Source organism: Cupriavidus sp. WGlv3 (genome assembly GCF_023952475.1).
Lineage (GTDB): Bacteria > Pseudomonadota > Gammaproteobacteria > Burkholderiales > Burkholderiaceae > Cupriavidus > Cupriavidus phytorum.
The window spans coordinates 225,555-243,873 of record NZ_JALHRX010000010.1 but is presented as its reverse complement, the minus strand read 5'-3'; the positions used below and the strand labels follow the sequence as shown (position 1 = coordinate 243,873).

Here is an 18,319-nt window from a genome sequence, read left to right as displayed (position 1 = left end):
TGGCCGGCTTTTCTTTTGGGCACTCCGCCGCGGTCAGTCGCGGTCGAACACCGCGATCGACTCGACGTGCGAGGTGTGCGGGAACATGTTGACCACGCCGGCGCCGCTCAGGCGGTAGCCCGCCTCGTGCACCAGCAGGCCGGCGTCGCGCGCCAGCGTGGCGGGGCTGCACGACACATAGACGATGCGCCGCGGCAGCAAGTCGCTGCCCTGCTGCGCCAGCTCGCCGAGCGCCTTGCATACCGCCAGCGCGCCTTCGCGCGGCGGATCGACCAGCCAGCGGTCGAAGCGGCCCAGCGCGGCAATGTCTTCCGCGGTGACCTCGAACAGGTTGCGGCATGCGAACTCGGTCTTGGCGGCGAGTCCGTTGTATTCCGCATTGGCGAGCGCGCGCGTGGTCAGCGCCTCGCTGCCTTCGATGCCCATCACCGACTTGCCCTGCGTCGCCAGCGGCAGCGTGAAGTTGCCGATGCCGCAGAACAGGTCGAGCAGGCGGTCCTGCGGCTGGGCATCGAGCAGGCGCAGCGCGCGCCCGATCAGCACGCGGTTGATCTGGTGGTTCACCTGGGTGAAGTCGGTCGGCTTGAACGGCATGCGGATGCCGAATTCGGGCAACGTGTAGGCCAGTTCGGCCTCGGCCGGGTAGAACGGATAGACCGTATCCGGACCCTTCGGCTGCAGCCAGAACTGCACTTGGTGTGCATCGGCGAAGGCGCGCAGCAGGTCCTTGTCGGCATCGGTCAGTGGCTCCAGGATGCGCAGCACCAGCGCCGTCACCTCCTGGCCCACGGCCAGCTCGATCTGCGGCATGCGGTCGCGGATCGACAGCCCCATCACCAGCTCGCGCAGCGGCACCAGCATCGCCGACACATGCGGCGGCAGGATCTCGCAGCGCGTCATGTCGGCGACATAGCTGCTCTTGCGCTCATGGAAGCCGACCAGCACCCCGCCCTTCTTGGCCACGTGGCGGACCGTCAAGCGCGCCCGGTAGCGATAGCCCCAGTCGGGGCCGGCGATCGGGCGGAACACCACGTCGGGCTTCACCTTGGACAGGTGCCACAGGTTGTCTTCCAGCACGCGCTGCTTGATGGCCAACTGCGCGCGCGAATCCAGATGCTGCATCGAGCACCCGCCGCAGACGCCAAAGTGCTGGCAGCCCGGCTCGACGCGCATTACGGAGGCCTGCCGCACTTCGCCCAGGTGCGCCTGCTCGTAGCTGGGCTTGCGGCGATAGCTGCGGTAGCTGACGATCTCGCCGGGCAGTGCGCCCTCGACGAAGATCACCTTGCCCGGCGTGCCGTCCTCGTTGACCAGCCGCCCGACGCCGCGCGCCTCCATGTCGAGGCTGTCGATCGTCACCACGGGGTCGTCCGCGGGTGTACCGCCCTGAGCGGCACCGCGGCCACGGGAGTTCTTTGCGACGGGGGCAGCACCTTCGACGGCCGCAGCAGCCGGCACGGCCGGCGTTTCTTGTGGGGAGGACACGGCTTGGGACACCAGATAAAACCTGACGTATTGTTTTACGAAAGCGCGATTGTATGCCAGACCGGGCCGGCACCGTTGGCGTACGTCCGGGCCAACGACGGAGAGCAGGCATGGAACTGATTTCGTGGAACATCCAGTGGGGCCGCGGCGCCGACGGCCGCGTCGACCTGGCGCGGCAGGTCGAGACCCTGCGCGCCATGGCCGATGCCGACGTGCTGTGCCTGCAGGAAGTGACGCGCGGCTTTGGCGAGCTGCGCGGCGAGCCCGGCGCCGACCAGGTGTCGGAGCTGACCGCGCTGCTGCCCGGCTATCACCTGCTCTATGCGCCGGCGGTCGAGCGGCGTGGCCGCACCGGCGCGCTGAAGCAGTTCGGCAACCTGATTGCCACCCGGCTGCCGGTGCGCGAGGTGTTCCGGCACGCGCTGCCCTGGCCTGCGGATCCGGAGGTAGCATCGATGCCGCGGGTGGCCTTAGAAGCCACGGTGGAGGCCGGCAGCGCGCGGCTGCGCGTGATCTGCACCCACCTGGAATATTATTCGGCGACCCAGCGCACGGCGCAGGCGGAAGCCCTGCGCGACTGGCATGCCGAAGCTTGCGCCCACGCGCGCCGCCCCGGCCGCAGCGAGCAGTGGCCGGGCCCGTTCACGCCGGAGCCGCGGCCCGCCGAGGCCATCCTGTGCGGCGATTTCAACAGCAAACCCGACGATGTCGCCTATCGGCGCATGCTGGAGCCGTTCGACGACGGCACGCCGGCCTGGCGCGACGCCTGGCTGCACGCGCATCCCGGCCAGCCGCATGCCCCGACCTGCGCGCTGCACGACAAGGAACAATGGCCCGAGCCGCCCTTCGCCTGTGACTTCATGCTGGTGACCGAGCCGCTCGCCGCGCGCATCCGGCGCTGCGAGGTCAACGCCGACACCGATGCCTCGGACCACCAGCCGATCCTGCTGTCGCTGGACCTCTAGGCCGGTCCAGGCCGGGCTGGCGGCTGCCGTCGTCAGTCTTCGAGGTCTTCGGCTTCAGGCGTCAGGCGCCGCAGGCGGAAGGCCTGCAGGTATTCCATCCACTGTTCGCCCGGCAGTTCGGCCAGCGATTCCTGGACGAATTCCATCTCGACGTCGAACTCGCGCGGCGACAGCCCGCCGCGCATCAGCTGGAAGCGGCAGTACATCAGGTAGGTGTTGACGACGTCGGTCTCGCAATAGGCGCGGATCTCGTCTAGCTGCCCGGCCTGGAAGGCCTGCCACACCTTGCTGCCGTCCATCCCCATCTTGCCGGGAAAGCCGCACAGCTTGGCCAGGTCATCGAGCGGCGCGCTGGCGCGCGGCTGGTACATCGCCAGCAGGTCCATCAGGTCCAGGTGCCGCATGTGGTAGCGGCTGATGTAGTTGTTCCACTTGAAGTCGCGGCTGTCTTCGTCGCGGCCCTCGCCCATCTCCCAGTAGCGCGGCGCGGTGATGCCGTTGACCAGGCCGCGGTAGTGCAGCACCGGCAGGTCGAAGCCGCCGCCATTCCACGACACCAGCTGCGGGCTGTAGCGCGCGATCAGTTCATAGAACTTCTGGATCAGCGTGGCCTCGCCATCCTGCAGCGTGCCGAGCGAGCCGACATGGAACACGGCGGAGCCGTCGCGGTGCGTGCGCCGCAGCACGCAGGAAATCGCGGCGACACGCTGCAGGTAGTGCGGGAGGAAATCGCTGCCGGTCTTTTCGCGGCGGGCGGAGAACGCATGCTCGGCGACTTCGGCGTCGCTCATCGCATCGGGATGGTCATGCAAACGGCGCAGGCCGGCGACATCGGGAATGGTCTCGATGTCGAATACCAGCACAGGGGTCATAGAACGGCGTCCTTCCTGACACCTTGCGAAGCGAAATGCCGCTTGAGCTTGACCAGCGCCTCCTGCTGGATCTGGCGCACGCGCTCGCGCGTCAGCCCCATCTCCTCGGCAAGCTCTTCCAGCGTGGCGGGCTCGATGTGGTTGAGCCCGAAGCGGCGCTCGACCACATAGCGATGCTTTTCCGACAGGCGCGCCAGCCAGAGCTTCATCAGCCCTTCCAGCTCGCGGTGCGCCACCTCCTGGTCGGGGGCGGCGTTGTGCTCGTCGGAGAGGAAATCCAGGAGGCTCGAGCCGGGATCGAGATCGAACGGCGTATCGAGCGAGGTGGTATGTTCGTTGAGTGCCAGGACGTCCTGCACTTCGTCCGGCGTCTTGCCCAGCAGGTGGGCGATGTCTTCCAGGCTGGCGTCGCGTCCGTCGGTGCCGCCCTTCTCCAGATGGCGCTTGGCGCGCAGCACCTGGTTGAGTTCGCGGATCACGTGCACGGGCAGGCGGACCGTGCGGGCCTGGTTCATGATGGCGCGCTCGATGCTCTGGCGGATCCACCACGTTGCGTAGGTCGAGAAGCGGAAGCCGCGCGACGGATCGAACTTCTCGATCGCGTGCATCAGGCCCAGGTTGCCCTCCTCGATCAGGTCGAGCAGCGGCACGCCGCGATTGAGATAGCCCTTGGCGATGCTGACCACCAGCCGCAGGTTGCGCTCGATCATGACCTGGCGCGCGGCGAAGTCGCCGTCCTTGGCCAGCGTGGAGAAATGCAGTTCTTCCGGCGCCGACAGCAGCGGCTTGATGCTGATGCGGTTCAGGTAGTGCTGGACCGTGTCGGCGGCCAGCTCGGTATGCAGCACCGTGCGGAAATCGTCATGCTCGGCGGTGGCGCTTTCGGTGCCGTTTTCCGCGCTGTCTTCTTCCTCGTCTTCCGACTCGTCCTCGTCGTCGTCGCGCAGGTGGCGCTCGTTGCGATCATTGTCGTCGCCGAGCAGGTCGGCCTCGCGCAGGCCCACCGAAGCGGACGTGGCGATGGGCTCGTCGGTCACGGGAAGCATCTCGGCGGCGAGATCGGGCTCGAAGCCCTCTGCATCGGCGCGTTCGTCGGGATGCGCCACACCAGCCTTCACTTCCGGCTGCTTGGGACGGCGAGCCCTGCTGACGGTTCCGGAGGAGACAGTTTTCTGGCGTGGCATGAACCCTCACTGTGGCGGCAGGTACCGCATCGGATCAACCGGTTTTCCGTTCTTGCGAACTTCGAAGTGAAGCTTCACCCGGTCGGTATCACTGTTGCCCATCTCTGCAATCTTCTGGCCCTTCCGGACCGTGGATTGCTCAGCGACGAGCACCTTGTCGTTGTGCCCGTAAGCGGTAAGAAATGTCTCGTTGTGTTTGATGATGACAAGATTCCCGTAGCCGCGCAAGGGGCCTACGTGAATCACCCGACCGTCATCCGCGGCCAGCACCGAATCGCCCTTCTTGCCCGCAATATCGATGCCTTTATTGCCCTTGTCGTCGAATTTACCGACCATCTGGCCGGTCGCCGGCCAGCTCAGCTTCATCGAGCCGTCGGCCATCGGCGCCGAGGCCGGCGCGGTCGCGGCGGGCGCTGCCGCCGGCGCCGAAGCCGCGGCCACAGGCGCGGCCGGCGGCGGCACCGGCGTGCCGTTCGGACGGGCCTGGTCGATCGGCTGGGCCTGCACCGTGCCCGGCGCCACCGGCATGGTGGCCACGCCCGGCGCAGTGTTGACGTCGGCACCCGGCGGCACGATGCGCAGCAGCTGGCCGACCTCGATCTGGTTCACATTGGTCAGGTTGTTCCACGTTGCCACATCGCGATACGACTGGCCGTTCTCCAGCGCGATACGGTAAAGGGTATCGCCTCGCTTGACCCGATAGTACCCGGGCGGCGCCGGTTCCAGCGTCGCCGCGGTGGTACCGGAGGTGGAGGTACGGTCGACGACCGGTGCCGGCATCGGCGAATTGGCGCACGCGGCCAGCAGGGCCGCGAGCGACGTCGCCGCAAGAAGTTGTCCGGCGCGTGCGAAATTTTGCGATTTCACGATGTTGTGCATAGTTCGACTCAGATGGTGCCCGATTTTAAGGGCACAAAGAAAACGGCTTCAAGCGCGGTTCGGTGAAAGCGATGGCGGTTGCGCCGCTCGATCAGCAGCAGCTGCTGCGTCACGGTCTGGCCGGGCACGCCTGCCGGCGGCATCACCGCCACCGGAGCGATCAGACGCCCGCCGATGGCCAGCTGCTCCAGCAGCGCCTCGGGCACCTCCATGCCCGCCGCGGCGAGGATGATGGCCGAGAACGGCGCGGCCTGCGGCAGGCCCAGCATGCCGTCGCCGTAATGCAGGCGCAGGTTGGGTACGCGCAAGGGCCGCAGGTTCGCCTTGGCCTGCTCGTGCAGCGGCCGGATGCGCTCGATCGAGAAGACTTCGCGCGCTACCTGCGCCAGCACCGCGGCCTGGTAGCCGCAACCGGTGCCAATCTCGAGCACGCGCTCCAGCGGCGCCTCGGCGCCCAGGCCCTCGCGCAGCAGTTCGATCATGCGCGCCACCACCGATGGCTTGGAAATGGTCTGCTGGTGGCCGATCGGCAGCGCCGCATCTTCATACGCTTGCGACGCCAGTCCCGGCTCGACGAACAGGTGGCGCGGCACCGTGGCGATGGCCGACAGCACGCGCTCGTCGCGGATGCCCGCGGCGCGCAGCCGCGCCGCCAGTGCCACGCGCGCGCGCGCCGAGGCCATGCCGCCGCCGCCCGCGGTGGCCGCCGAAGCGCGCTGCTCGACCGCGCTGGCAGGCACCGGCACCGGCGCGGGCGCCGGTGCCGCGGTGCGCGGCAGGCGCGGCCTGGGCGGCGTCGCGGGCGGGGGCACCGGCGCGGCCGGGCGCGGCGCGCCCACCGCGGGGATGCCGGCGGTGCGTGCGGGCGCGGGCTTGCGCTCGACCACCGCATCCAGCGGCAGCGGAAACTTGTTGCGAGGGGGCGTGGAACTCATCGGGGGCGCGGCGCGGCGATTCTGCGGCTCGGGCGGCTCGGGACCGGCGGCGCTACTTCAGCCACTGGTCGAGCGCGTCGAGCTGCCCGCGGTGCGTCAGGTCCAGCTGCAACGGCGTGAGCGAGACATAGCCCTGCGCGGTCGCGTGGAAGTCGGTGCCCTCGCTGGCATCGCGCGCGTCGCCGGCCGGGCCGATCCAGTAATTGGTATCGCCGCGCGGGTTGACCTGCGTGATCACCGGCTGCGACGGATGGCGCTTGCCCAGGCGCGTGGCGCGATAGCCCTGGATATGCTCGAACGGCAGGTTCGGGATATTGACGTTGAGCAGGAACGGCTCGGCCGGCGGCGTGCCGATGATGCGCTCCACCACGGTGCGCGCCACGCGCGCGGCGGCATCGAGGTGTTCCCAGCCCTTGTCCACTTGCGAGAAGGCCACCGAGGGAATCCCCAGCAGGTAGCCCTCGATCGCGGCGGCGACGGTGCCGGAATAGAGGACGTCCTCGCCCATGTTCTGGCCCTGGTTGATGCCGGACACCACCAGGTCGGGCTTTTCGTCGAGCAGCCCGGTCAGCGCGATATGCACGCAGTCGGTGGGCGTGCCGTTGACGAAGCGAAAACCTTTTTGCACGCCTTCGCGCGCCTCGTAGATCGACAGCGGGCGCTGCAGGGTCAGGGAATTGGAAGCGCCGCTATGGTTCTGCTCCGGCGCGATGACCGTGATCCGGCCCAGCGGCGCGAGCGCAGCATGCAAAACGGCCAGTCCCGGCGCGAGATAACCGTCGTCGTTGGCGAGAAGGATATGCATGCCGCGATTGTACCTGAGCGCAGGCGCGCAAGCGGCCTGCGCGCCGCCCGATCTGGCCATTTGCGGCGGCGCGCCGGCGCGGTATGCAGGCCGCAAATGACCGCCTCCACGGCTTCGGCATGAAACAGAACGACCGTGCTATTCCTGCGCTACACTTGCCGCGCCGGCCCGCGTAAGCTTGACTGGCGCGGCATGCCAACCACACCACCGGAGACAAGATGAAAGCCGTACTGTGCAAAGCCTGGGGTCCGCCCGATTCGCTGACCCTCGAAACCCTGCCCGACCTGGTGCCCGGCAAGGGCGAAGTGGTCATCGACGTCAAGGCGGCCGCGGTCAACTTCCCGGATGTGCTGATCATCCAGAACAAGTACCAGGCCAAGCCCGAACTGCCGTTCACCCCGGGTTCGGAGCTGGCCGGCGTGGTCAACGCGGTGGGCGAAGGCGTCACCCACGTCAAGCCCGGCGACAAGGTCATCGCCTACCTGGGCAATGGCGCTTTCGCCAGCCAAGCCAAGGCACCGGCGGCGTCGGTGGTGCCGATGCCGCCCGGCATCGACTTCGAGACCGCGGCCGCCTTCACGCTGACCTACGGCACCTCGCACCACGCGGTAATCGACCGCGGCGAGCTGAAGGCGGGCCAAACCATGCTGGTGCTGGGCGCGGCCGGCGGCGTGGGGCTGGCGGCGATCGAGATCGGCAAGGCCATCGGTGCGCGCGTGATCGCGGCGGCGTCGACCGACGAAAAGCTGGAGGTGTGCAAGCAGCACGGCGCCGACGCCTTGATCAACTACAGCACCGAAGACCTGCGTGAGCGCATCAAGGCGCTGACCGACGGCAAGGGCCCGGACGTGATCTACGACCCGGTCGGCGGCATCTATGCCGAGCCGGCGTTCCGCTCGATCGGCTGGCGCGGCCGCTACCTGGTGGTGGGCTTCGCCAACGGCGAGATCCCCAGGCTGCCGCTGAACCTGGCGCTGCTCAAGGGCGCGTCGCTGGTGGGCGTGTTCTGGGGCGATTTCGTGCGGCGCGAGCCCAAGGCCAACCAGGCCAACATGGCGCAGATGCTGGGCTGGATGAAGGAAGGCAAGATCCGCCCGCATATCTCGGCGCGCTATCCGCTGGAGCAGGCCGCACAGGCGCTCAAGGACATGGAAGCGCGCAAGGTCACCGGCAAGATCGTGATCGTGCCGTGATGGCGTCGTGATGGCTGCCTGGCATCGACGCGTCGGCTGACGCGCTGGTGCCGGCCCTAAAAAATCATGGCGCAGGCGGTGCGGCTACACCCTGCGCCATGCGAGGCAAAGCGCCCCAAGCTGCCTGTTGTCCCGATTGCGCACACCCCGGCGCGGGCCAACAGGCAGTTCCGAAAACAGCCAGCCTCCGGCCGGGCCGTTTTCCGGAGTTCCCCTTGTCAGAAGCGATGCTGCAGGCCTGCCATGACGCCGGTCTGGTTGTTGGCAAAGCCGACCAGGTCGCGCGACACGCTGACGTCCTGGCCATTGCGCGCCCTGGCGTAGCCCACCGACAGGTAGGCCAGCGTGCGCTTGGACAGCGCGTACTGCCCGCGCAGCGAGAACAGGATCGGGTCGGCATCGTTGCCGCCCTTGATATTCTGCTTGTAGACCGCGCCATACAGCGTGAACGCCGGCGTGAAGGCATAGCTGGCGCCACCCCAGTACATGTCGCTGCGGTCGCTGGCCGCGCCGGTGGTGAAGCTGCGCTTGTAGTTGCGGTAGCCGGCAAACAGCTTCAGGTCGCCGAAGTCATAGCTGGCCCCGGCATGGATGCCCTGGATGTAATCGGTGGCGTCGGCGGGCGTGGTGCTGGTGCCGGCGCCGTTCTGCCGGTCCCAGGTGGCCGCGGCGGCAAACTTGCCGGCGTTGTAGCCGACGCCGAGCGCGTACTTGGACGAGCTCTTGAAGTCCCCTGCCACCTCGCCCAGCGCCACCGTCGCCCCGAGCTTCAGGCCGCCGAAGCTGCCGTCATAGCGGATGGCATTGGAGGCGCGCGAGAACAGGCCGTCCTTGCGTCCGCCGGTGGCCGTCGACGACGTCGCCCATGAATACGCCGGCGCATAGCCCATCGGGTCGAACGGCAGCATGAAGTCGTAGGTGGTGGTGAAGGTGCGGCCCAGCACCACCTGGCCGTAGCGGCTGGACAGGCCCACGGTGGCGCGGCGGTCGAACAGCGTGTTGTCGGTATCGAGCCGGCCGGTGTCGATGGCGATGCCGCTTTCCAGGTTGAAGATCGCCTTGAGCCCGCCGCCCAGGTCTTCGCTGCCGCGGATGCCCCAGCGCGAGGTGTTCTTGCCGCCCGAGGTCAGCTTGACCGCCGAGCCGTCCGGCCCGGCGTGGCTGACATATTCGATGCCCGCGTCCACCAGCCCATACAGGGTCACGTTCGATTGCGCGGATGCCGACCCCGCGGCCGCCAGGCCGATCGCGGCCAACGCCATTGCCGTACGCTTCATTGCCATCTCCTTCCTTGTGCTTGTTGTGGTAATCGTCAGCGGCCGGATGGTAGGTGACGCGCACTTTCAGTTCGCTTTCGAAGGGCAGGCTTTTCGCGGCCGTGGCGCCGCCGCGGGATCAGTGGTTTCCCTAGCTTCTAAGCCGGCGCGGTTCGCTGTATCAGTCTGGCCTTTGCCGTTTTTGCTGTTGCTGCCGTTCTGCCGCCCTGCCCTCCCTGCTCCATGCGTATCCTGCTTGCCGAAGACAATGTGATGCTGGCCAGTTCCCTGAGCCAGGCCCTGGGCCAGGCCGGCTTCACGGTCGACTGCATGCACGACGGCCGCAGCGCGGACAACCTGCTGAGCACGCAGGACTACGCCCTGCTGATCCTGGACCTGGACCTGCCCGGCCTGGACGGGCTGGAAGTGCTGCGGCGACTGCGCCAGCGGCGCAACCCGCTGCCGGTGCTGATCCTGACCGCGCACGGCTCGGTCGAGGACCGCGTGCGCGGGCTCGACCTGGGCGCCGACGACTACCTGGCCAAGCCCTTCGACCTGTCCGAGCTGGAAGCGCGCGCCCGCGCGCTGATCCGCCGGGCCCATGGCCATGACAGCACGCAGATCGCGTTCGGCCCGCTGCACTACGACAGCATCAGCCGCGCCTTCCTGCTGCATGGCCAGTTGCTGGCGCTGACCGGGCGCGAGCGCGCCGTGCTCGAGGTGCTGCTGCTGCGCGATGGCCGCGCCGTGAACAAGGGCGCGCTTTCGGAGAAGATCTTCGGCATCGACGAATCGGTCAATCCGGACGCGATCGAGATCTACGTGCACCGGCTGCGCAAGAAGCTCGACGGCAGCGGCGTCGCCATCGTCACGCTGCGCGGCCTGGGCTACCTGCTCGAAGCGCGGCCGCCGGCATGAAGCGGCCGCGCCAGGCCCCCAGCCTGCGGCTGCAGCTGTCGCTATGGCTGCTGCTGCCGTTGATTGCCCTGCTTGCCTTCGATGCCTGGCTGACCTACCAGCGCGCGATGTCGGCCGCGCATACCGCCTTCGACCGCACGCTGGAGGCATCGCTGCGCGCGATGCGCGAAGGCATCCGCCTGCACGAGGGACGGCTCGCGGTCGAACTGCCCAACCTCGCGCTCGAGCTGTTCGACGGCCAGGCCGGCCCGCGCATCTTCTACCGCATCCGCGCCGACGACGGCGCCACCGTCACCGGCTACGACGATTTGCCGATGCCGGACGAGGCACCGTTGCAGTTGTACCGCACCGTGTTCTACGACACCGAGTTCCGCGACCAGCCACTGCGCATGGCGGCGCAGCCGCTGCCGGTGCGCGACGTCGGCGCGGCGCGCACGCGGCTGGTGTGGGTGCTGGTGGGCGAGACCATCGAGCCGCGCCAGCTGCTGGCGCGCGAGATCCTGATCGGCTCGCTGCTGCAGGAACTGATGCTGGTGACGCTGGCGCTTGGCATCGTCTGGCTCGGCGTGCGGCGCGGGCTGCGGCCGCTGCACCGGCTCTCCGACACGGTGGCGCGGCGTGGCACGCAGCTCGACCCGATCGAGCAGCAAGACCTGCCGGCCGAGATGAAGCCGCTGGTGCGGGCGCTGAACCAGTACATGGAACGTCTGCACGGCACGGTGCTGGCGCGCAAGCGCTTCTTTGCCGATGCCGCGCACCAGCTCAAGACCCCGCTGGCGATCATCCAGGCGCAGTCCGAACTGGCGCTGCGCGAACGCGACGGCGAGCGCGTGCGCGAGCACATGCGCCTGCTGCACGGCACCGTGCGGCACGCGTCCAAGGGCGTGCAGCAGTTGCTGTCGCTATCGCGGCTGGAGCCCGATGCCGGCTATGAGCCGGCGCTGAAGCCGTTGCGGCTGGATACGCTGGCGCAGGCAGTGGCGCTGGAGTGGGCACCGGTGGCGCGCGGGGCCGGGGTCGACCTGGGCTTCGAGCAGGATGGGCCGGCGGAGATCGCCGCACAGCCCGAGCTGCTGCTGGAGCTGACCGGCAACCTGATCGACAACGCGATCCGCTATGCCGGGCGCGGCGCAATGGTGACGGTGCGCGTGGCGGGTGAAGATGGCATGGCGCAGCTGCAGGTCATCGACAACGGCCCTGGCATTGCGCCGGGCGAACGCGAGGCGGTGTTCCGGCGCTTCTATCGCGGCGCCAGCGGGCAGGCGGTGGAAGGCACCGGCCTGGGCCTGTCGATCGTGCGCGAGATCGCGCGGCTGCATGGCGCGATGGTGAGGCTTGGAGAAACGCCGGGGGGCGGGCTGACGGTGTCGGTCAGGTTCGGCGCCAGGGCTTTTCCTTGACCGACTGTGTACTCCCTCTCCAGCAGCTTGCGGGAGAGAGGAGCAAACCACCGCCGAAGCGGAACGTCAAAGCTTCTCCGTCTCCCCGCTCTTCGGCTGCCACTTCATCAGCCGCTTCTCGCCGATGCCGACCATCCAGTCCAGCACCAGCGCAAACGCGGTCAGCACCACGATGCCGGCGAACACCGTATTGATGTCGAAGGTCCCCTCGGCCTGCAGGATCAGGTAGCCCACGCCACGCGCCGAGCCCAGGTATTCGCCCACCACCGCGCCAACGAAGGCCAGGCCCACCGAGGTATGCAGCGACGAGAACACCCAGCTGGTCGCGCTCGGCAGGTAGACATGGCGCAGCAGCTGCTTCTGATTGGCGCCCAGCATGCGCGCATTGGCCAGCACCACCGGGCTCACTTCCTTGACGCCCTGGTAGACGTTGAAGAAGACGATGAAAAACACCAGCGTCACCGCCAGCGCCACCTTCGACCAGATGCCCAGCCCGAACCAGACCGCGAAGATCGGCGCCAGGATCACGCGCGGCATCGAGTTCATGGCCTTGACGTAGGGGTCGAGGATGGCCGAGGTCAGCGGGCTCAGCGCCAGCCACAGGCCGACGCCCAGCCCCGCCACGGTGCCGATGCCGAACGCCAGCACGGTCTCGATCAGGGTCACGCCCAGGTGCAGGTAGATATCGCGCTCGACGAAAAACCAGTTCCAGATGCGTTGCGCCACCATCAGTGGCTCGCCGAAGAAAAAGGCGACCTGCTGCGAGCGCGTGGCCACGTGCCACACGCCGAGGATCACCACCAGCACGAGCAGCTGCCACACGCGCAGCATGCCCTTGGAGTCAGTACGGAATGCCATCGGGATTCAGTTCTTGTTTTGAATGGGACGCAGGGCGAAACGGTTCAGGCGACCTTGCGCTGCTGGGCGTAGCCCTTGAGCACTTCCTCGCGCAGCACGTCCCAGATCGCGGCGTGCAGCTCGACAAAGCGCGGATGGTTGCGGATCTCGGCCACGTCGCGCGGGCGCGGCAGGTCGATCGCGAACTCGCCGATCGGATGCGTGCCGGGGCCGGCCGACAACACCACCACGCGGTCGCTCATGGCGATGGCCTCGTCCAGGTCGTGGGTAATGAAGAGCACCGCCTTGCGCTTGGCGGCCCATAGTTCGAGCACCTCGTTCTCCATCAGCTGGCGGGTCTGGATGTCGAGCGCGGAGAACGGTTCGTCCATCAGGATGATGTCCGGGTCCAGCACCAGCGTCTGCGCCAGCGCCACGCGCTTGCGCATGCCGCCCGAAAGCTGGTGCGGGTAGCGGTCGCCAAACCCGCCCAGGCCCACCCGGCGCAGCCATTCCTCGCCCTGCTGCACCGCCTCGGCGCGCGCGGTGCCGCGGAATTCCAGGCCGGCGACGACGTTGTCGAGCGCGCTGCGCCACGGCATCAGCGCCTCGGTCTGGAACATGTAGCCGGCGCGCCGGTTGATGCCGCGCAGCGGCTCGCCGAACACGCGCACCTCGCCGCTGGAAGGCTCCAGCAGGCCGGCGCCGACATTCAGCAGCGTCGACTTGCCGCAGCCGGTGGGACCCACCACCGATACGAATTCGCCGGGCTGGATCGACAGCGTGACGTCCCTGACCGCGGTATAGCGCTGGCTGCGGTCATCGCGCGAGACAAAGGTGCAGGTGACCTGGTCGAGTGAAAGTGCGGGAATGCTCATGATGAACCGTCTCAGACCCGCCGTGGCGGCGCAGTGCGCGGCGCGGGCGAGTGATGATGGATAAGCCGTCGCTGGCGCAAAGCAAAGGCCCGCTGCGGGCAGCGGGCCGATGGCGTCGACGGCAGGAAAATTACTTGTACTTGGCGTTGGCCTTCTGCACGAACGCGTTGGTATAGGTCTCTTCCAGCTTGATCGACTTGCCCTTCAGTTCGGCGTCGAACTGGCCCAGCGCGTTGAGCGCGGTGCGCGGGCCGTCGGCCGGCATGGTGCCGTCCGGCGAGATCGCTTCCTTGACCTTGTCCCATGCGGCCAGGTACAGCGCGCGGTCGCCCAGCAGGTAGCTTTCCGGCACGGTCTTGACGATGTCGGACGGGCCCGCCTTCTGCAGCCACTTGAGCGCGCGCACCATGGCGTTGGTAAGCGCTTGCGTGGTGTTCGGGTTCTGCTGGATAAAGGCCTGCGACGCATACAGGCAGCCCGACGGCATGTTGCCGCCGAACACCGCCTGGGTGTCCTTGAGCGTGCGGGTGTCCGAGGCGATGCGCACCTCGTTCTTCTGCGTCAGCATCGACACCACCGGGTCCAGGTTGGCCATGGCATCGATCTGGCCCGAACGCATCGCCGCCACCGCGCCGGCGCTGGCGCCCACGCCGATGAACGACACGTCCGACGGCTTCAGGCCATGCTTGGCCAGCACGAAGTTGGCCATCATGTTGGTCGACGAGCCCGGCGCGGTCACGCCGATCTTCTTGCCCTTCAGGTCGGCGATCGACTTGAAGTTGGGCATGGTCTTGTTCGACACCACCAGCACGATCTGCGGGGCGCGGCCCTGCAGCACGAATTCCTGGTAGCGCTGGCCCTTGGCCTGCAGGTTGATGGTGTGCTCGTAGGCGCCCGAGACCACGTCGGCGCTGCCGCCCACCACCGCCTGCAGCGCCTTGGCGCCGCCGGCGAAGTCGACGATCTCGACCTCCAGTCCTTCTTCCTTGAAGTAGCCAAGGCGCTCGGCGATGGTCAGCGGCAGGTAATAGAACAGGTTCTTGCCACCCACCGCGATGGTGACCTTGGTCTTCTCGGGCTTGCCCTGCGCCTGCGCCTGGCCGAAGGTGAACCAGCCGGCCAGGAACAGCGCCAGCGCGATCAGGAATTGCTTCCAGAACTTCTTGTTATACATGCGAGATCTCCTACCCGTGTGGACTGGCGCCGCGGCAACGAGCGCTTGAAAGGGGGGCGCCGCGGTGCGGCAAATTGCCATGCTACCGGGCGGCGTGGTGCACCGCATCGGTATCTATACCTAGCAAACCCGCCAGCTTAGCGCCCTTACCTTTCGATCACCTTGCCGCAGCGCTGGCGTCATTCGGCGTGGATGTCGGCGGACTTGATCACCTTGGCCCAGCGCGCCAGCTCGGCCTGCTGGTATTGCGCCAGCTGCTGCGGATTCATGTACCTGGCCTCGGCACCCAGTTCCTCGGCCTTCTTGCGGAAGGCCTCGCTGCGCATGATCTTGTCGATCTCGCCGGTCAGCTTGTCGACCACCGGCTTGGGCGTGCCCGCCGGCGCGTACATCGCAAACCACGACGACACGTCCAGGTCGGGGTAGCCGGCCTCGGGCGCCGACGGCACGTCCTTCAGGCTGGGCAGGCGGGTCTTGCTGGTCACCACCAGCGGGCGCAGCTTGCCGGCGGCGATATGGCCCATCAGCGGCGGCGGCGTGGTGATGGTCAGGTCGACCGAGCCGCCCAGCAGGTCGGTCATGGCCGGGCCGGTGCCCTTGTACGGCACGTGCGTGATCTTGGTGCCGGCCATCTGGTTCAGCAGTTCGGTCGACACATGCTGCAGCGAGCCATTGCCCGACGAGGCGTAGTTGAGCTTGTCCGGGTTGGCCTTGGCGTAGGCCACCAGTTCCTTCAGCGACTTGACCGGCAGGCTCGGGCGCACCACCAGCACCTGCGGCGCCGACAGGATATTGGCCACCGGCGCAAAGTCCTTGACCGGATCCCACGACAGGTTCTTCACCAGCAGCGGCGTGATCACGTGGAAGCCCGAGTACTGCAGCATCAGCGTGTAGCCGTCGGGCTTGGCGCGCGCCACCAGGCTTGCGGCGATGCCGCCGTTGCCGCCGGGACGGTTGTCGACCACCACCGGCTGGCCGAGCGCCTTGGACAGCGGCTCGGCAATCATCCGGGCGGCCAGGTCGGTGGTGCCGCCGGCCGCGGCCGATACCACCAGCGTTACCGGCCGGGCGGGATAGCTGCCGTCCTGCGCCAGTGCCGCGGGGGCGAACCATGCCGCGCCGATTGCCGCGAGCGTCGAGACAATCGCCTTGCGCCGTGCGGGCATGGCGGGCTGGTGTTGATGGGCTTGCTTCATGAGGGTCTCCGTTTGGTCTTGTGGATACGTTGTGGTGGTGCGCGTGCAGGGCTACGCCTGCCCGGCAAAATGCTCGGCCAGCCAGGCCGGCGCCTGGTGCGTGCGCAGGCGCGGTCCCGCGCTCAACAGCTGGCTATTGAGGTCGCGCCCGACCAGTTCCGGCATGCCGGCGACCACGTCGAGCAGCGCGCCCAGATCGACACCGGTCTGCACGCCCATGCAGTCGAACATGTGGACCAGGTCTTCGGTGCTGACGTTGCCGCTGGCACCGGGCGCATAAGGGCACCCGCCCAGGCCGCCGGCGGCGGCGTCGAAGCGCGTCACGCCGGTCTGCCAGGCGGCCACGGCATTGGCCAGGCCCATGCCGCGGGTGTTGTGCAGGTGGATGGTCAGGGCGGTGGCGGGCAGCGCGGCCTGGAAGGCCTGGCACAGCGCCGCGACCTGGTTCGGATAGGCCATGCCGGTGGTGTCGCACAGCGTGATGCCGGCCGCGCCGGCGTCGGCGAAGGCCCTGGCCAGCGCCATCACCTCGGCGGCATCGACCTCGCCCTCGAACGGGCAGCCGAATACCGTCGACAGCGACACGTTGACCGGCACGCCGGCCGCGCCCGCCTCGGCAATCATCGCCAGCAGCTGCTGCCGCGACTGCGCGCGCGTCATGCGCAGGTTGGCGCGGTTGTGGGTCTCGCTGGCCGACATCACCAGGTTGACCTCGTCGGGCCGGCACGACAGCGCGCGCTCGAGCCCGCGCAGGTTGGGCACCAGCGCGGTGTAACGCACGCCCGGCTGGCGCCGCATGCGGTGCATCAGCGCCTCGGCATCGGCCAGCGCGGGAATGGCGCGGGCCGAGGTGAACGAGGTGGCCTCGATGCGCGCGAAGCCGCAGGCCGACAGCGCATCGACAAAGGCCACCTTGGCATCGGTCGGCACCACCATCGGCTCGATCTGCAGGCCGTCGCGCGGCGCGACTTCGTTGATCTCGACGCGGGCCGGGCCGCGCAACGGGTTGGCGGCGGCGCTCATGCGATCACCTTGCGCGCGCGCAGGTCGGCAATGGCGGCGTCGTCGAAGCCGGCCTGCTTCAGCACCGCATCGGTATGCTCGCCCAGCGCCGGCGCGCGGTCATGGATGGCGCCGGGGCTGGCCGACAGCTTGGGCACCACGCCCGGCACCTCCACGGTCAGGCCGCCGGCCGAGGTCACCGACTCGATCACGCCGCGGGCGCGGTAGTGCGGGTCTTCGGCAATGTCCTTGACGGTATAGATGCGGCCCGACGGCACCTGCGCGTCGCGCAGCACCGCCAGCGCCGACTCGACCGTTTGCGTGCGGGTCCAGTCTGCGATCGCGGCATCGATCTCGTCGACGCGCGCGACGCGGCCGTCGTTGCGCTCCAGCGTGGGATCGTCGGCCAGGTCGGCGCGGCCGATGGCAAGCATCATGCGCTTGAAGATGGCGTCGCCGTTGGCCGCCACCAGCACGTATTCGCCGCTGGCGCAGGGATAGGCATTGGACGGCGCGATCCCCGGCAGCGCACCGCCGGCGGGCTGGCGCACCGCGCCGAAGGCCGAGTATTCCGGCAGCAGGCTTTCGCTCAGGTTGAACAGCGACTCGTACAGCGCCACGTCGATCACCTGCCCCTCGCCGCCGCGCGCATCGCGCTGGTACAGCGCCAGCAGCACGCCCATGGCGCCGTGCAGGCCGGCGATGGTGTCGCCCAGCGACAGGCCGGCGCGCACCGGCGCGCGGCCGGGCTCGCCGGTCAGGTGGCGCAGGCCAGCCATGGCCTCGGCCACCGCGGCAAAGCCGGGCTCGTCCTTCTTCGGGCCGGTCTGACCGTAGCCCGACACGCGCAGCATGATCAGGCGCGGGTTGTCGGCATGCAGCACGTCCCAGCCCAGGCCCCACTTCTCCATGGTGCCGGGGCGGAAATTCTCGATCAGCACATCGGCCTCGGCGGCCAGCTTGCGCACCAGCGCCTGACCTTCCGGCTGGCGCAGGTCGATGCAGACCGACTCCTTGTTGCGCGACTGCGCCTCCCACCACACCGAGGTGCCCTCATGCAGCATGCGCCATTTGCGCAGCGGGTCGCCCTGCCCGGGCGGCTCGACCTTGATGATGTGGGCGCCAAAGTCCGCCAGGGTCTTGGCGGCAAAGGGGCCGGCGATGAGTTGTCCGAGTTCGAGGACGCGAATGCCCTCAAGGATCTGTTGCGCCATGGGTGTCTCCGTGCGATGCGGCAGTCTTGTTGCAGTGCGGCAGCGCCATTGACTGGCATGCCATACATTGCGTTCGGACGGAGTTTGCCCCAACGCGGGGCCGGCCAGGAATCGGCAATCGGAGAA

At 68.2% G+C, this 18,319-nt stretch carries 17 protein-coding genes; 4 read left to right on the top strand and 13 right to left on the bottom strand.

What is annotated here, in order from left to right; genetic code table 11:
• Positions 1-33 precede the first annotated feature (33 nt).
• Complete coding sequence (gene rlmD, locus MKD38_RS18310) at positions 34-1,362, bottom strand: 23S rRNA (uracil(1939)-C(5))-methyltransferase RlmD (protein ID WP_371925713.1); 1,329 nt, start codon at positions 1,360-1,362, stop codon at positions 34-36.
• Between the two features lie 233 nt (positions 1,363-1,595).
• Between rlmD and MKD38_RS18305 the strand changes: the two genes are divergently transcribed.
• On the top strand, positions 1,596-2,450 hold the full coding sequence (locus tag MKD38_RS18305) for an endonuclease/exonuclease/phosphatase family protein (protein WP_252678742.1): 855 nt from the start codon (positions 1,596-1,598) through the stop codon (positions 2,448-2,450).
• Between the two features lie 32 nt (positions 2,451-2,482).
• Here MKD38_RS18305 and MKD38_RS18300 read toward each other — a convergent pair whose 3' ends face one another.
• Genes MKD38_RS18300 through surE form a run of 5 tightly spaced genes read right to left on the bottom strand, consistent with a single transcriptional unit; the run spans position 2,483 to position 7,125 of the window.
• Positions 2,483-3,322, bottom strand: a complete 840-nt coding sequence (locus tag MKD38_RS18300) for a 3'-5' exonuclease (RefSeq protein WP_252678741.1) — start codon at positions 3,320-3,322, stop codon at positions 2,483-2,485.
• Positions 3,319-4,506 carry an RNA polymerase sigma factor RpoS gene (gene rpoS, locus MKD38_RS18295; RefSeq protein ID WP_252678739.1) on the bottom strand — a complete coding sequence of 396 codons (1,188 nt, stop codon included), beginning with the start codon at positions 4,504-4,506 and terminating at the stop codon, positions 3,319-3,321. The genes MKD38_RS18300 and rpoS overlap by 4 nt, the downstream gene beginning before the upstream one ends.
• A 6-nt stretch (positions 4,507-4,512) precedes the next feature.
• On the bottom strand, positions 4,513-5,385 hold the full coding sequence (locus MKD38_RS18290; RefSeq protein ID WP_252678737.1) for a peptidoglycan DD-metalloendopeptidase family protein: 873 nt from the start codon (positions 5,383-5,385) through the stop codon (positions 4,513-4,515).
• An 8-nt stretch (positions 5,386-5,393) separates the two neighbouring features.
• Positions 5,394-6,320 carry a protein-L-isoaspartate(D-aspartate) O-methyltransferase gene (locus MKD38_RS18285; RefSeq protein WP_252678735.1) on the bottom strand — a complete coding sequence of 309 codons (927 nt, stop codon included), beginning with the start codon at positions 6,318-6,320 and terminating at the stop codon, positions 5,394-5,396.
• A 52-nt stretch (positions 6,321-6,372) separates the two neighbouring features.
• Positions 6,373-7,125 (bottom strand): 5'/3'-nucleotidase SurE, encoded by a 753-nt coding sequence (gene surE / locus MKD38_RS18280; protein ID WP_018007785.1) that lies wholly within the window; start codon positions 7,123-7,125, stop codon positions 6,373-6,375.
• A gap of 218 nt (positions 7,126-7,343) precedes the next feature.
• On the opposite strand from surE, the gene MKD38_RS18275 reads away from it, so the two are divergent.
• Positions 7,344-8,318 carry an NADPH:quinone oxidoreductase family protein gene (locus MKD38_RS18275; protein WP_252678733.1) on the top strand — a complete coding sequence of 325 codons (975 nt, stop codon included), beginning with the start codon at positions 7,344-7,346 and terminating at the stop codon, positions 8,316-8,318.
• Between the two features lie 218 nt (positions 8,319-8,536).
• On the opposite strand, the gene MKD38_RS18270 is transcribed toward MKD38_RS18275, so the two are convergent.
• The gene (locus MKD38_RS18270) at positions 8,537-9,595 is read right to left on the bottom strand and encodes a porin (RefSeq protein ID WP_252678731.1); all 1,059 of its coding nucleotides are present in this window, start codon (positions 9,593-9,595) and stop codon (positions 8,537-8,539) included.
• Between the two features lie 222 nt (positions 9,596-9,817).
• Here MKD38_RS18270 and MKD38_RS18265 point away from each other — a divergent pair, with 222 nt between their 5' ends.
• Together MKD38_RS18265 and MKD38_RS18260 are read left to right on the top strand one after the other, a co-directional pair.
• Positions 9,818-10,492: a response regulator gene (locus tag MKD38_RS18265; RefSeq protein WP_252678730.1), complete on the top strand. Its 675-nt coding sequence runs from the start codon at positions 9,818-9,820 to the stop codon at positions 10,490-10,492.
• Entirely contained in the window at positions 10,489-11,892 is a 1,404-nt protein-coding gene (locus MKD38_RS18260; protein ID WP_252678729.1) for a sensor histidine kinase, read from the top strand. The genes MKD38_RS18265 and MKD38_RS18260 overlap by 4 nt, the downstream gene beginning before the upstream one ends.
• Positions 11,893-11,958: 66 nt before the next feature.
• On the opposite strand, the gene MKD38_RS18255 is transcribed toward MKD38_RS18260, so the two are convergent.
• The 6 genes from MKD38_RS18255 to MKD38_RS18230 all read right to left on the bottom strand — a co-directional run bounded on the left by MKD38_RS18255 (position 11,959) and on the right by MKD38_RS18230 (position 18,193).
• Positions 11,959-12,750 (bottom strand): ABC transporter permease, encoded by a 792-nt coding sequence (locus tag MKD38_RS18255; protein WP_111517700.1) that lies wholly within the window; start codon positions 12,748-12,750, stop codon positions 11,959-11,961.
• A 44-nt stretch (positions 12,751-12,794) separates the two neighbouring features.
• On the bottom strand, positions 12,795-13,607 hold the full coding sequence (locus tag MKD38_RS18250; protein WP_025584349.1) for an ABC transporter ATP-binding protein: 813 nt from the start codon (positions 13,605-13,607) through the stop codon (positions 12,795-12,797).
• A gap of 130 nt (positions 13,608-13,737) precedes the next feature.
• On the bottom strand, positions 13,738-14,781 hold the full coding sequence (locus tag MKD38_RS18245; protein ID WP_252678728.1) for an ABC transporter substrate-binding protein: 1,044 nt from the start codon (positions 14,779-14,781) through the stop codon (positions 13,738-13,740).
• Positions 14,782-14,960: 179 nt separating this feature from the next.
• Positions 14,961-15,977 carry a Bug family tripartite tricarboxylate transporter substrate binding protein gene (locus MKD38_RS18240; protein ID WP_252678727.1) on the bottom strand — a complete coding sequence of 339 codons (1,017 nt, stop codon included), beginning with the start codon at positions 15,975-15,977 and terminating at the stop codon, positions 14,961-14,963.
• Positions 15,978-16,028: 51 nt separating this feature from the next.
• Positions 16,029-17,000, bottom strand: a complete 972-nt coding sequence (locus MKD38_RS18235) for a hydroxymethylglutaryl-CoA lyase (RefSeq protein WP_252678726.1) — start codon at positions 16,998-17,000, stop codon at positions 16,029-16,031.
• Positions 16,997-18,193, bottom strand: a complete 1,197-nt coding sequence (locus tag MKD38_RS18230) for a CaiB/BaiF CoA transferase family protein (protein WP_116387424.1) — start codon at positions 18,191-18,193, stop codon at positions 16,997-16,999. Before MKD38_RS18230 ends, MKD38_RS18235 begins: the two co-directional genes overlap by 4 nt.
• Between the last annotated feature and the right edge of the window lie 126 nt (positions 18,194-18,319).

Bases quoted from the DNA above. Each gene is read 5' to 3' on its own strand.
- MKD38_RS18275 (WP_252678733.1), top strand. From the start codon at position 7,344: ATGAAAGCCGTACTGTGCAAAGCCTGGGGTCCGCCCGATTCGCTGACC.
- MKD38_RS18305 (WP_252678742.1), top strand. From the start codon at position 1,596: ATGGAACTGATTTCGTGGAACATCCAGTGGGGCCGCGGCGCCGACGGC.
- MKD38_RS18260 (WP_252678729.1), top strand. From the start codon at position 10,489: ATGAAGCGGCCGCGCCAGGCCCCCAGCCTGCGGCTGCAGCTGTCGCTA.
- MKD38_RS18290 (WP_252678737.1), bottom strand. From the start codon at position 5,385: ATGCACAACATCGTGAAATCGCAAAATTTCGCACGCGCCGGACAACTT.
- MKD38_RS18245 (WP_252678728.1), bottom strand. From the start codon at position 14,781: ATGTATAACAAGAAGTTCTGGAAGCAATTCCTGATCGCGCTGGCGCTG.
- rpoS (WP_252678739.1), bottom strand. From the start codon at position 4,506: ATGCCACGCCAGAAAACTGTCTCCTCCGGAACCGTCAGCAGGGCTCGC.
- MKD38_RS18265 (WP_252678730.1), top strand. From the start codon at position 9,818: ATGCGTATCCTGCTTGCCGAAGACAATGTGATGCTGGCCAGTTCCCTG.
- surE (WP_018007785.1), bottom strand. From the start codon at position 7,125: ATGCATATCCTTCTCGCCAACGACGACGGTTATCTCGCGCCGGGACTG.
- MKD38_RS18300 (WP_252678741.1), bottom strand. From the start codon at position 3,322: ATGACCCCTGTGCTGGTATTCGACATCGAGACCATTCCCGATGTCGCC.
- MKD38_RS18235 (WP_252678726.1), bottom strand. From the start codon at position 17,000: ATGAGCGCCGCCGCCAACCCGTTGCGCGGCCCGGCCCGCGTCGAGATC.
- MKD38_RS18240 (WP_252678727.1), bottom strand. From the start codon at position 15,977: ATGAAGCAAGCCCATCAACACCAGCCCGCCATGCCCGCACGGCGCAAG.
- MKD38_RS18255 (WP_111517700.1), bottom strand. From the start codon at position 12,750: ATGGCATTCCGTACTGACTCCAAGGGCATGCTGCGCGTGTGGCAGCTG.
- MKD38_RS18250 (WP_025584349.1), bottom strand. From the start codon at position 13,607: ATGAGCATTCCCGCACTTTCACTCGACCAGGTCACCTGCACCTTTGTC.
- MKD38_RS18285 (WP_252678735.1), bottom strand. From the start codon at position 6,320: ATGAGTTCCACGCCCCCTCGCAACAAGTTTCCGCTGCCGCTGGATGCG.
- MKD38_RS18230 (WP_116387424.1), bottom strand. From the start codon at position 18,193: ATGGCGCAACAGATCCTTGAGGGCATTCGCGTCCTCGAACTCGGACAA.
- MKD38_RS18270 (WP_252678731.1), bottom strand. From the start codon at position 9,595: ATGAAGCGTACGGCAATGGCGTTGGCCGCGATCGGCCTGGCGGCCGCG.